Raw genomic sequence first — 13,299 nt, 5'->3', positions numbered from 1 at the left:
GATATGATAAAAAAATTAATCTACCGGTACCTCTTTCTTTTGGCTATGTTTATGAACACGAGTGATTAATGTATATAAAGTTTTTTGTTCCTCTGCACTTAACACATCGTCAAAGAACGATGATTGAAATGCTAGTTGTTCAGGCATTACTTTTTCTAATAAGGTTTCTGCTTTTTCCGTTAGACTAATCCTTTTCGTTTTCCAATCCTGCTTCCGTACTATATAACCCTCTTTTTCAAGCCGTACTAGCATACGTGATATTCCACCTTGTGTAACTGTCACCTTTTCAGCAAGTTCCATTTGTGTAAGCGGCTGATAAACACTAATTTGTACAAGTACATCAAATTGAGCAGTAGTTAAATCAAAACGCTTTAAAAAATCATTCGACATTTGATTACTTTGATTTGTAAATCGCATTAATCTTAACCATATTAATGAGCCCATAGTATTATCATGCATAGGAATCCCTCTCATCTTCAATATTCTTACTATCACTTTACTAATCAAATGATAAAAACACAACACATATGCTCGGAAATATTAGTAATTTCAAATTACACATATTGTGATTATATTCACAATATATTTCATATTTTATGTGCGTTATTTCACATTTACTTATTTTGAAATAGCTAAAAAGTCGCAGAACGTCAATGTTTATGCATTCGTAAAGTGAGATTTTCGTTCTTAATGTTCACATTTTTATCATAAAAGTCAAAAAAATAAATAATATGTGTATATTCTGAGACAGATTTCTTTCTTTTTTTTTGATTTAGTTTTAGACTAAATATGGGGATTCAAAAGGGAGAAATTAGTTATGATCATACTAAAATCTCTGATCCAAAAATCATAATTACGGTAAAAGTCATACGATGGTTATACCATCACTGCGGATATTTTAACGTTAAATGTTTTAGCACTAAAATATCCGACATTATTATAACTTTAAATAAAGGGGATGTTTTTTTATGGGACGTTTAGAAAACAAAATTGCAATTATTACTGGTGGAGCATCTGGTATGGGAGCTGCAATGGCTAAATTATTCGCTGGTGAAGGTGCTACAGTTATCGCTGCTGATATTAACGAAGAAAACTTAGCAAAAATCGCAGAATTAGACAATGTTGAAGGAATGAAATTAGATGTTTCTTCTGATGAAAATTGGGCTGAATTAACAAAAGCTGTTGTAGATAAATACGGTCGTATTGATATCTTAATTAACAATGCAGGTATTTCTTCTGAAAAAACACCTGATCAAATAACTGATGCTGATTGGGCAATTATGCACAAAATCAATTCATTTGGTCCATTCCTAGGCATTAAACATGTTTCTAAATATATGAAAGAAGCTGGTAAAGGTTCTATCGTAAACACTTCTTCATACACTGCAATCATCGGTTCTGGTTTCAACCACTATTCTGCATCAAAAGGTTCTTTACGCGCTATTGCTCGTGCCGCTGCAGCAGAATTAGGTAGCTTCAACATTCGTGTTAATACAGTTTTCCCTGGTGTAATTGAAACACCTATGACTGCTAAATTAACAGAATACAAAGGAGCTATGGAAATGCTTGTTAAAGCTACTCCAATGCAACGTCTTGGTAAAGCAGAAGAAGTAGCTAACGCTATTCTATTCTTTGCATCTGATGAAGCTTCTTATATCACAGGTGGAGAACTTGTAATCGACGGTGGATACTCTGCACGTTAATCTCATTTAAATCTAATTAAAAGGGCCTCTGAAAAGTGATTTTTATTACTTTTCAGAGGCCCTTCGCTTTATGTGATCTCCATTTTATGGACTGTTTGCTATAAAGTGTACTTTTACTTTCTAAAAAAGCTGATGTTACCTGCTTTGTCCTGTGCATCGCTTCATTTTACTTTTTTTGAGATAAGAAAGAGTATGAAACTTACATAAAGTATTTATTTATCAAACTTCACTAAAAACCACCAATCTAAAAAACAACCATTCGTATAAACAATGAAGCTATTTCTCTTTAAGCACCAAATTAATGCCTTATTATATTATTTGTTAAAATAATCTAGAAAGTCTTTTATTAATTCCCAAATACATACCTAGATTAACTGGACGGAGATGAATAGTGTTGGATCTATTAATGGTTGTATTGCCAGCTTTTATGATTTTTTTGGCCGGATATATCGGTCAAAAAATGCTAGATTTTGATATTCAATCGATATCGAAAGTTTCTCTGTATATCATGTCACCTTTCTTAGCATTTCGTACATTTTATGTAAATGAATTAACAGCTGAATATTTCTATATCATATTATTTTGCCTAATTCTTTGCTTTATATTAATGATTATTGTTTGGATTACCGCTATTTTCACAAAAGCAACTAAACAACAATTGTCTGCAATGATGCTCGGAGGAGCATTCATGAACAGCGGGAACTATGGGGCACCCATTGTTTTATTTGCACTAGGAAAAATCGGCTTTGATTATGCTGTCATTATGATGGTCTTTCAATCTTTTCTAATGAATACAATAGGTCTCTTTTTCGCTTCACTTGGAGGTGAAGATGAAGCCTCTATAAAAGAATCCTTCCAGAAAGTAATACGAATGCCCGTTATTCACGGAGCTATCGCAGGAATCATTCTTCAATTATTATCTATACATATACCAAAACCATTTATGGAAGCTATTTCTTTAATTGCCGACGCATCCATTCCAACGGTTATGTTAGTTCTTGGAATGCAATTAGCTGTCATTGCCAATAAACGAGTAGCCTACCGCTTTGTATCATGGGTTACTTTCATTCGGATGGTTATATCGCCTATAATAGCTATTTTTATCGTTTCATTTTTGCCAATATCGACGCTATTAAAGGATGTATTAATCATACAGGCAGCAATGCCCGCAGCTGCCAACACAACAATGTTTGCCATCCAATTCGGAACGGAGCCTGATCTCGTTTCCTTTACTACATTGATTACGACTCTCTTAAGTATTATTACTATTCCCATTGTCCTATTTTATTTAGGAGTGTAATAGTTTCGGAAAGATATACAACATCGTAAGAAAAGTAAGAGCGTGTAAAATGAGAAAGAATCATTTTCACACGCTCTTTTATTATTTATCTATAATAAATTGACTAGCCATTCGATGAAGATCTTGTGACGTTTGACTTAAATCTCGAACAAGATTGCTTAATGATTGAATAGATGCATGTATTTCTTGGCTCGATGCCGATACTTCTTCAACACTTGCAGCATTTTCTTCTGAAATAGATGCTACTTCCATTATGGCATCATTAATATCTGTTTCCTTTTTTGAAACAATCGAGAGCTGGTCATGCATATCTTGTGCTAATTCATTCATAAGAGATAAAGAACCAGATATGTTATTGAACGTATCACCTGTTTGAATTAAATTCATTCTACCATTTCTCACTTTATCTAATCCTGTCTCTAAAATATTTACCATTTTCAAAGAATTACTTGTAACTATTTTTACAATGGCATCTATATCTTTTACAGAGTTAGATACTTCTTTCGCTAAATTTCCAACTTCTCCTGCAACAACTGCAAAACCTTTACCGTGCTCTCCTGCTCGTGCTGCCTCAATACTTGCATTTAGTGACAATAAATTTGTTTGATCAGCAATACCACTAATAAATGAAACAAGTGATGAAACTTTCTTATTTTCTTCATTTAATATTTTCACTTGCTCAACAGAGCTCGTGATAATTTGATAGATTTCTTCCATCTCGTCCTTAGAATCATTCATTAATTGCGTACCTGAATTAGACTCTTCTAGTAACTGGTGTGTTGCTTCGACAATGGCATTACCTTGCAAAGTCGTTTGTTGATATAGATTAGAAAATTCAATCATATGCTCATTTAAGTTCGCCGCTAGTTGTGCTTCTGATTCGGTAGCAGAAGCCATTTCTTCCATAGTAGTAGATACTTGTTGAGTACCTTCACTTACTTCATTAGACGATTGACTTAAATACGTACCTTTGTCATTCAGCGTAACGGCAATAGTCTGTATCTTTCCTATTAAAAGCTCCATGGTCTCTGTCATTCTCTTTGTAGATTGATACAGATTTCCAATTTCATTGTTCGCTTTTATATCCAACTCATTTAACAATTTGTTTGCTTCCGCTAAATCCCCATCTGTAATAGTTTGCGTTACTTTCATAAGATGTTTAAGAGGATTCATTTTTTTATTGAGGAAGAAATACAAAGCAATTAATAGAAGCGCTGATAGAATGATAATAATAGAAATTACAATAGGTAACCCTTTACTTAGCACTTGTTTTTGAACATCTTTAACCAAGTTTGCATCAACATCCATCCCTAATACCCCAATCACTTCACCATTACTATTTTTAATCGGAGCAAACGAGGATATGTAATCTCCAAACTCTTCATCTTTAGTTAAATCACTACTCGTTAACTTTCCTTGAAAAGCCGGTTCAGCATCTCTATACGTCGTTCCTGTTACCTCTGAACCGATAGGACTTGGATCATCTCTACCATCGATCATCATTTTTAGTTTTTTATTTTCAGCATCTAATATATAGACATACAATGAACCTGTGCTTTTTCTAACATGATTTAATTCATCTACTAAATCTTGATATAATGAATTATCAGTTGGATTTTGAAGAAACTCCTCATATTTCTTTATATTTAACTCAGAAGTAACACGTTCAGCATTTACTTCCCCATTTTTTTGGTAGGTTCCAATAATAGAATCCTTCGAATTCAAATACAAAATCGTAATATTGCTAATTAATAATATACAAACGATAATTATTAAGACATTTAAAATGGATTTCTTTAAGCTTTTCTGTTTCATAAATTCATACCTACTCCATTCCAAGTGATTCCCCTAATTACTAGTTCTAGTTCTCTTCCATCAAACTAAGCTCATATGAATTTAGACAAAGTATATACATATACATAAATTATTTTAATATAATAATTGAAATAATTATATAATTATTTCAATTTTATTAATAAACGTTCAGATTTTCACTTAAATAATTTGTCAGAGTGAAGATAATAAATCTATTCTTTTATATAGAAGGCAGTGTTAATTTAATCGATGTTAAAGTCTTAAACCACCGTTTTTGTTATTTAAAAAGTATTAGTCATCTATTGCAAAGGGATATAGAAGAAAGAGAGTGTTTCAATTGTTAAGACTTTTTCTATTATCAAAATCCCATATAAAATAAACGAGCAACCTTCAAGTTGCTCGTTTATCTTTGTTCATTATGATTCTAGATGTTGTGATTGACCCTGTGCTGCATTGTTAGCTCCGCTCTTCTCATTTTTATGATTTATTTCTTCTGCTATGTTTGAAGTTCGAAGCGGTATCTCTTTTAAAAAGAATACTAGTAAAAAGGCAACCACTAAAACAATTGTACCTGTCAAGAATACGGTTGATAATGTTTGTGATAAAGCATCACGAATATTATCAATCATTTGCGCAAATATTGGTTGAATCTCCGCCGGTAAGCTCGCTTGTGTTTTTTCAAGTAACGGTTTATTCATCAATGCTTGTGGATTAGCAAAAGCAACCATCTGCTCTGCAATTTTCGGATCTACCTTCGAAAAGTCAGGAGCGGAAGCAGATTGCATAGCCTCTTTTAAATGCGTGCTTAAATTGTTGGACATGACTGTTCCCATCACAGCAACACCAATCGTACCACCTAAGTTTCGAAAAAGTTGAGAGGACGCTGTTACTACCCCTAGCTCTTTATGTGACACGGCATTTTGTGTTGCTAATGAGAAAACCGGCATTCCTAGTCCCAAACCAAACCCGAAAACAATCATACTTAGTACAGCCATGAAAACATTATTCATGAAAATCATAATGGCCATACCCACAATCATGATAGGAACTCCAATTAGAGCGTAGCGCTTATATTTTCCTGACTTAGCCATTAATTGACCGGTCACTGCACTTGCTACAACCATTACGATAGACATTGGCATTGTTACATAACCAGCATATGTTGGCGAAATGCCTAGCACACCTTGAACAAAAAACGAAATATAAATCATAGCACCCATCATACCAAAATTCATGATAAAGCCTATTAAGTTCGAAATCGTTACAATATTATTCTTAAATAAATGCAGTGGTAAAAGAGGATCTTTTACCTTTGATTCTACAAAAACAAAGATAGCTGCAGATACAATAGAACCCGATATTAACCCAATGATTTGTGGAGAACCCCAATCGTACTCTGTGCCAGCCCAAGAGAAGGCAAGTAATAATGGTACAATGGTGGTCGTAATAAACAATGAACCAAGATAATCGATTGTCTGACCAATTCCACGCTCCACTTTTGGAAACAATACTAAAATCATTCCAAAGGCTACAAAACCTATCGGTAAGAAAATCCAGAATAACCAATGCCAATCTAAATGATCTACTAAATAGCCCCCCAATAAAGGTCCAAGAACACTTGAGAAGCCAAATACTGCCGACATTAGACCCATCCATTTACCACGTTCACGAGGAGCAAACAGATCTCCTACAGCAGTAAAAGCAGTGGATTGGATAATACCAGCTCCAACCCCTTGAATCCCTCTATAAAAAATAAATTGATATACATCATTTGAGGTACCTGTTAAAAATGCACCAATCATAAACAACAAAATACCTAGTAATAAAAATGGTTTACGTCCAAAAATATCTGATAGCTTCCCAACTAGAACGGTTGCTATAGTTGATGTTAGTAAATAGATATTAATTGTCCACGTATAATAATCCATACCATCTAATATCGCAATAATACGAGGCATTGCCGTACTAGTAATGGTTTGGTTAATAGCCGCAAAGAACATGGCTGCCATAATCGCAAACATTATTGTTATTTTTTTATTTTTTGATAAATGTTCCATTCTTATTTCCCCACTCTCCCTAACGTATTCTTATAAACTCGAATTTAACAAAGATAAAATTCGTTTTAAATTTTGTATTTCTTCATCAGGAAGAACATCGAAACGTGCTTTAAGATTTTCATTTTGAATCTTTTGGAGATACTCAGCTTCAGCTTTTCCTTTTTCTGTAAGAGTAATATTTACAACTCTTCGATCATTTTCTCCCCGTTCTTTTTTTACGTAGCCATCTTCTAATAGCTGATCTGTTATCCCCGTTACTGCAGCCGAGGATATACAAAGTGCATCTGCAAGGTTTGATACTTTTTGTGGCCCAGAATTCATTAGAATTTTCAGTACCTTGAATTGATTGGGATTTAATTTATAGCCTTTACTATTCCACTCTCGCGCTATTCCCTTTAGGAACATCTGAAACATGGTAGTAACCTCGAATAATTCTTCATTTTTAGCCAATAATCACTTTCTCCTTCCTTTAGTTAAGACTCTGTTACACTTTCATACCGACTTCTGTTGGAATAGCCATTCGAGTAAACCCCAACAGCTAACATTTGTAAGTAAGAAAACAGACATTTTCAGCAATCACCTTAAACAGAGTCTTTGTAAAAAAAAGCAACAAAATAATTAACTACTTAATAATTCAATACTAAATAATTAAGAAGTTAATTATTTGGATGATGAACAATATAAAACGATTTTTATTTCGTGTCAAGAAAGATTTTTCAGTTTATTCTCATTACTCTTTAAAAATTACCATTCTATTTATCTTTATCAATTATTTTTTCTTTCCAACCAAGAGCTATTCTTTCTTTAGGAAAAAAGCTGATTTGCATAAAAAAGAGGCGTTCAAAAGTGATTTTATAATCAGCTTTTAAACGCCCCTATGCTTTATCTTGAATGATTTTTTTAATGAGTATGCTTAAGCTCACACTTACTATATAAAAAATAGATCTCCTTATTCTTGAACGCTTTGTACAAGAGGTAGTAGCACTTTAAAGCTAGTCCTTTGTTGATTGCTAGCCACTTTTATAGAGCCATGATGTGATTCGACAATTCCTTTAGCTATAGCTAATCCCAGTCCTGTACCTCCAGTTTCAGAAGATCTGGAAGTTTCCACTCGATAAAGTCTATCAAATAATAATGGAATCGCAGCCTCAGGAATAGGATCTCCATAATTAATAATATCTACTGCCGCATAATGACCTTCTCGGTTAATAATGACCAAAATGTCTTTCCCATCCATGCCATATTTTAGAGCATTGGATATGATATTTTTGAAAGCCCCAAAAACGGACAACAATTGTTATAAACAAGCATATGACAACATCCTTTCTCTTCATTTATCATCGCCCCTATAAATCAGTTTGTATAAAATTATTTTATAGACCGACTATAAAGAGAAATAAAAGAAAACCTTAAGAAAAACTTAAATATCTTAACGGTCCATGTTTTAATATGACTGTTTTCTTTTGTTACCTTTTACAAGTCATAAGAATAGATTCAGTTCAGCTACAAAATACTCGCTTTCGGCGATTTCCAAACAAATTAAATGACTATATCTCCTTCCGAATTCTCATTTATTTTATTTAAATGAGAATAAAAAAACCATACTTTATTTCCGTATGATTCTTTTTCTATAATAATTATCAATAATTATGCTATTTAATATAAAAAATCATCCTTTTGAACTTTTTATGAAAATGATAATTATTACAAAAAATATATTTGACTTATTACTAGTTAAGAATTATTATAAATAATATACTTCATACAACGGGAGGTCATAACATAATGTCATTTATTAATAAAGCCGTGAAAGATTTTCGCGTTCAAGCATATCACGCTGGCGAATTTAAAGAGATTTCATTAAACGATATAAAAGGGAAATGGTCTATATTCTTTTTCTATCCATCGGATTTTTCATTCGTATGTCCGACAGAACTAGTTGATGTACAAGATCATTATGAAACATTAAAAGAAATAAATTGCGAAGTCTATTCCGTATCAACAGATAGCCACTTCGTACATAAAGCTTGGGCGGATGCTACTGATACTATAGCTAAAACTGAATATCCTATGCTAGCCGATCCCTCACAAGCTCTATCGAAGCAATTTGGCGTATTAGTAGAACCTGAGGGTGTTGCCCTAAGAGGTACTTTCATTGTAAACCCAGATGGAATTATTAAAGTTTACAAGATCAATGATATGGGTATAGGAAGAAATGCCGAAGAATTAGTTCGCAAAGTTCAAGCTGCACAATTTGTAGAAGCACATGGAGATAAAGTTTGTCCTGCAAAATGGAACCCAGGTGAAGAAACGCTAGAACCTAGCTTAGATTTGGTCGGCAAGATTTAAAAGAAAATGGAACACAATTATTAAAAATTATACTTTTTGGAGGAATTTAAATGAATAATCAATTACACACATTAATGAATAAACAAGTTGCGGACTGGACTTTACTATATACGAAACTTCATAATTTTCATTGGTATGTAAAAGGGCCAAACTTCTTTACATTACACGAAAAATTTGAAGAGTTTTATACAGATGCTTCAACTTATATTGACGAAATTGCAGAACGTCTACTTACAATTAACGGTCAACCCGTTGCTACATTAAAAGAAGTGTTAGAAATTGCTACTATTAAAGAAGCGAACAACTCAGAGAATGCAAATGAAATGGTACAAGTGATACTTAATGACTTTTCAAATATCGCAAAAGACATTGATACACTTTTAACAGTAGCTGAAGACAATAATGATGAGGAAACAGCTGATCTATTCTTAGAAATAAAAGCAACTCTAGAGAAAAATATGTGGATGCTTAAAGCATACTTAGGATAAAAAAGTTTTTTAAAAATTTTACCATTCCATTTGGGTATAGCTATTATCTTAGTGAAATTGTAAATCCATTTACAGTTTCATTCCATGGTATGCTTCTACTCCAAAAGGAGACATGTGGAATTGAAAATAATGAACAAAGGCGGGGCAACAACAGTGGCCTTGCCTTTGTGACCTATATCCCGTAGGACTCCGACCAGCATAAGACGAAGAGCTGGTCAGAAGGGTGATTTTTATAATTCTGGACAGATTGGCTTATGATCTCGATGAGCTAACCACTGCAGCTAGACTATACAATAGATTGTTCCTTCCGAAAAGGAACAGCATATAGCCGAGCATAGCAGGTATTAGGTTAGACAGATGTCTTGGTCCAGATCTATACTTCCTTATCTTCAAAAAAGACATTAGTATATTAACTAATGTCTTTTTTGAAGATAAGGTACACTTACATCAGATAATCCAATGCAATTTTACTTATTAAGAAAAGTGTTACTAAAATAAATAAAAACCGAACGTATTTGGCACCTTTTTTTATAGCAAAATGAGAACCTACAATAGCTCCTATTATCATAGAAATACCCATTGGAATTCCGTAATAAAAATTAACTTCTCCTATAATAATAAACAGAATCAATGCGGCTATATTACTTCCAAAATTTAAAAACTTAGCATTACCAGCAGATTGAATAAAATCAAATCCAATAAGTAGGAATGCAAATAAGATAAATGATCCGGTACCTGCGCCAAAAAAACCATCATAAAACCCAATAATAAACATAACAATAGCAAAAATACTGACTTTTATAAGAGACAGCTTTTGATAAGTAGATGTGCTTCCCCAGTCCTTTTTAAAGATTGTATATATCGCTACTACTATTAATAGCACAATAATTAATGGCTTTAAAATTTCATTTGGCACATATCTAACCATCCAAGCCCCCAAAATCGAGCCTACAAAAACAATGGGAAACAATTTACTCACTAAACGAAAGTTCACTTTTCCTGATTTGACAAACGTTATTGTACTCGTTAAAGATCCCATCGTGCTAGCCAATTTATTCGTAGCAATTGCAGTCGCTGGAGGCAGCCCTGTAAATAGTAAAGCAGGAATGGAAATTAAGCCTCCACCACCAACTACTGAATCGATAAAAGCAGCTAGAAAACCGAACAAAACTAAAATTAAAATAGTATATACATTTAAATCTTCCATTCTAGTATTCTCCTAATGAAAAGCAAATTTACTTTATAACAATTGCACCGTACCATTCCGCCTCATTGATATTTCATACGATTGACAGCATTATACTCTTTAACATATATAACTATTCTTTCTTTTACTTAAATTATCCTCTTTATATGAAATTCTCTATAATGATACTCACCATATACGTTAATTTGTAAAACAAAAACGAAGTGGGGATATTCCACTGTATAGAACAAATAGAGTTGGAAACTAAACTGCAACAAAAAAATGTCACGTTTTGTTTAAGTGACATAAATCCAGGGCAAAAAATCGGGATATGCATCCTTCGATAAGTTTGCCGATTCTTTTGTGCTGTTGCCAATAGTACATTATATCAACTACTTTGAAGATGATATCAAAGAAAAGAAGTTGACTAAAGAATTTGATGAATTGCAGAAAGTGACTTTTGAACTGGAATATCTAACTGCTGAAACGCTCGATGAATCAGACTATATAAAAAAGTATGATTGTTTTGAACAATTTCTAAATGGAGTTGTGTCTGCATGCGAAAACACAAAATAATAACTAACAAAGAACTATCGAGTTGTTATTCATTAAGATGGTCCTATTCATTACCTAGAAGGGAAAATCATGATGGAAAAAAGAGGGAACGAATATAAAAGAAAAAAGAATATCGGATTTTATTTCGTGGATATTGATTGGTGTATTCATTACTGTACTTTTACTTGGTGGGAGCTACTATTATTTCTTTCAGTTTACAAAAACAGAATTATTTTCTGAAAGCTCCCCTGCAGGCGGTTATAAAGAAATACATTTCAATACAGATAAATGGGAAAAATTTACCCTGAAGGTAGTAGATCGTTAACTACAGAGCCACGCAGCAATTGCGTGGCTTTGTCTTTTAAAGCGCAGTTCAAAGGCTGGGCTCAGAAGGCTAATGGCAACGAAAGATTATCCAATTGCTTTAATAATTCAATAATTTCTACATTTTGATTCTTAACTTTTCTAACATTAGAATCAATACCAAACAACTCTATTATTAGAAGCCAACCTCTCCCCATAGAAATTCTCATTAATCTATTTTGCTAAATATTAACTTCTTATTCAACTATCCTACTCCCTTTTGTTCCCAAAAAAGACTGTTAAAACGACTACCTCATCTTCAACTCTAGCACCTATTAATATCGTCTTTTCTTTGCGTATTTCTTATCCATTTAAAATAAACATAAAAAAGGAAAGAATGGAAGAAAAGGATCTATATCCGTATTTATAAATGGGGTTTCAATATAATCTCCTTTATTAGGATGATATTCATAAAGTTCCATTTTAGGCTCCAAATCACTATTTCTAATAACATTTAAGTATAGAGTAAAGAGTACAATTTCAATAATACCTAAAATAACTTTAATCCACCGCTTGGTATTCTGACTAAAAAGAATAAAAATAAATAAGCATAAAAAGGACAAATAGCAGATAAATAACATTTTGAGCTTCTCCTAGCTTTCTTAGATACAGCTTTATTTATTTGAATATAAAGATGAGGGCATGCAGAACCACTTAGATTGTAACATTTTGTAAATTCTCGGTAAACTAATGTTGAACTATCCTACTCCTTTCGTATTATAAGGTTGACCAAGTTAATTGGTTGACCTTTTTAATTGGGGTCTAGAATACTAGAGGTAGCTGGGGTAGAACGTCCCTGCTCGTGGGGTTTGACCCCGTCAACTAAACCGTTCGCCCCCTACTTATAGAAACATGATTGAAGCTGGTTGGGACTTAGATCTCGTATAACAAGCGAAGCTATGACACTATAAGGAGCCATTTAGGGGTTACCAGCTAATTCATTGATGAGGAGGAGATATCATGAATCCAGTCATTGGTCTGGATGTTGCAAAAGGAGAAAGTCAGGTTCAAGCGTTCTTGGAGAAAAAGAAACCTTACAAAAAGAGCTTTAAAGTCGCACATACACTGGATGGATTACAGGAATTACACACCTTTATCAAAGAAGTAGAAGATCTATCAGGCTTACAACCACCCATTGTTTTGGAGTCTACGGGGCATTATCATCTGCCTGTCGTTCAGTATTTTGAGAAAAGAGGATACTTATTAATCATTGTGAATCCACTCATTTCATACAAAGCGAAAAGTTCGAGTTTACGTAAAGTCAAAACAGACATAATCGATGCCCGCCACCTCTGCGAGCTGTATTACAAAGAGGATTTACAGCCATATAAAAAGCGAGGCATTCAGCTTTTAAACCTGCGTAATCTGACGAGACAGCACGAGAATTTGACAGGTATGTTTGTGCAGACTAAGTTACAGTTTCAATCCGTGCTGGATCAAGTATTTCCAGAGTATGTAGGTGTGTTTGGGGAATTGTATTCGG

General features: G+C 33.4%; 14 protein-coding genes. 5 read left to right on the top strand and 9 right to left on the bottom strand.

Translation table 11 applies throughout. The annotated features are described in order from the left end of the window. Nucleotides 1-15: 15 nt before the first annotated feature. Nucleotides 16-459, bottom strand: a complete 444-nt coding sequence (locus BN349_RS20880) for a MarR family winged helix-turn-helix transcriptional regulator (protein ID WP_019244255.1) — start codon at nucleotides 457-459, stop codon at nucleotides 16-18. A 509-nt stretch (nucleotides 460-968) separates the two neighbouring features. Here BN349_RS20880 and BN349_RS20875 point away from each other — a divergent pair. Continuing rightward, nucleotides 969-1,703 carry an SDR family NAD(P)-dependent oxidoreductase gene (locus BN349_RS20875; RefSeq protein WP_019244254.1) on the top strand — a complete coding sequence of 245 codons (735 nt, stop codon included), beginning with the start codon at nucleotides 969-971 and terminating at the stop codon, nucleotides 1,701-1,703. A 394-nt stretch (nucleotides 1,704-2,097) separates the two neighbouring features. After that, complete coding sequence (locus tag BN349_RS20870) at nucleotides 2,098-3,003, top strand: AEC family transporter (protein WP_019244253.1); 906 nt, start codon at nucleotides 2,098-2,100, stop codon at nucleotides 3,001-3,003. Nucleotides 3,004-3,084: 81 nt separating this feature from the next. On the opposite strand, the gene BN349_RS20865 is transcribed toward BN349_RS20870, so the two are convergent. The 5 genes from BN349_RS20865 to BN349_RS26695 all read right to left on the bottom strand — a co-directional run bounded on the left by BN349_RS20865 (nucleotide 3,085) and on the right by BN349_RS26695 (nucleotide 8,209). After that, nucleotides 3,085-4,818, bottom strand: a complete 1,734-nt coding sequence (locus tag BN349_RS20865) for a methyl-accepting chemotaxis protein (protein ID WP_034294961.1) — start codon at nucleotides 4,816-4,818, stop codon at nucleotides 3,085-3,087. 416 nt (nucleotides 4,819-5,234) lie between these two features. Next, nucleotides 5,235-6,875, bottom strand: a complete 1,641-nt coding sequence (locus BN349_RS20860; protein ID WP_019244251.1) for an MDR family MFS transporter — start codon at nucleotides 6,873-6,875, stop codon at nucleotides 5,235-5,237. 30 nt (nucleotides 6,876-6,905) lie between these two features. Continuing rightward, nucleotides 6,906-7,325, bottom strand: a complete 420-nt coding sequence (locus tag BN349_RS20855) for a MarR family transcriptional regulator (protein ID WP_019244250.1) — start codon at nucleotides 7,323-7,325, stop codon at nucleotides 6,906-6,908. A 499-nt stretch (nucleotides 7,326-7,824) separates the two neighbouring features. Next, a complete protein-coding gene (locus BN349_RS20850) occupies nucleotides 7,825-8,094 on the bottom strand; it encodes an ATP-binding protein (protein WP_232423591.1) in 270 nt (89 codons plus the stop codon). Then, a complete protein-coding gene (locus BN349_RS26695) occupies nucleotides 8,081-8,209 on the bottom strand; it encodes a hypothetical protein (protein WP_269719709.1) in 129 nt (42 codons plus the stop codon). Before BN349_RS26695 ends, BN349_RS20850 begins: the two co-directional genes overlap by 14 nt. Nucleotides 8,210-8,660: 451 nt before the next feature. Between BN349_RS26695 and ahpC the strand changes: the two genes are divergently transcribed. Both ahpC and BN349_RS20840 read left to right on the top strand, forming a co-directional pair. Beyond that, nucleotides 8,661-9,224, top strand: a complete 564-nt coding sequence (gene ahpC, locus BN349_RS20845) for an alkyl hydroperoxide reductase subunit C (RefSeq protein WP_019244248.1) — start codon at nucleotides 8,661-8,663, stop codon at nucleotides 9,222-9,224. Nucleotides 9,225-9,274: 50 nt separating this feature from the next. After that, nucleotides 9,275-9,712, top strand: a complete 438-nt coding sequence (locus tag BN349_RS20840) for a Dps family protein (RefSeq protein WP_019244247.1) — start codon at nucleotides 9,275-9,277, stop codon at nucleotides 9,710-9,712. Nucleotides 9,713-10,154: 442 nt separating this feature from the next. On the opposite strand, the gene BN349_RS20835 is transcribed toward BN349_RS20840, so the two are convergent. The 3 genes from BN349_RS20835 to BN349_RS20815 form a co-directional block, all read right to left on the bottom strand. After that, complete coding sequence (locus BN349_RS20835; RefSeq protein WP_019244246.1) at nucleotides 10,155-10,919, bottom strand: sulfite exporter TauE/SafE family protein; 765 nt, start codon at nucleotides 10,917-10,919, stop codon at nucleotides 10,155-10,157. Nucleotides 10,920-11,839: 920 nt separating this feature from the next. Beyond that, nucleotides 11,840-11,974, bottom strand: a complete 135-nt coding sequence (locus tag BN349_RS26510; RefSeq protein ID WP_019244243.1) for a hypothetical protein — start codon at nucleotides 11,972-11,974, stop codon at nucleotides 11,840-11,842. 153 nt (nucleotides 11,975-12,127) lie between these two features. Further along, on the bottom strand, nucleotides 12,128-12,397 hold the full coding sequence (locus BN349_RS20815) for a hypothetical protein (RefSeq protein ID WP_019244242.1): 270 nt from the start codon (nucleotides 12,395-12,397) through the stop codon (nucleotides 12,128-12,130). A gap of 379 nt (nucleotides 12,398-12,776) precedes the next feature. Between BN349_RS20815 and BN349_RS20810 the strand changes: the two genes are divergently transcribed. Next, a partial coding sequence (locus BN349_RS20810) for an IS110 family transposase (RefSeq protein ID WP_019244241.1) occupies nucleotides 12,777-13,299 on the top strand: 523 nt, incomplete at its 3' end.

This window comes from Bacillus sp. AP8, from assembly GCF_000321185.1.
Taxonomy (GTDB): Bacteria; Bacillota; Bacilli; order Bacillales; family DSM-1321; genus Bacillus_AD; species Bacillus_AD massilioanorexius.
The sequence above is the reverse complement of the archived record's forward strand: the minus strand, read 5'-3'. Positions and strand labels throughout refer to the sequence as shown.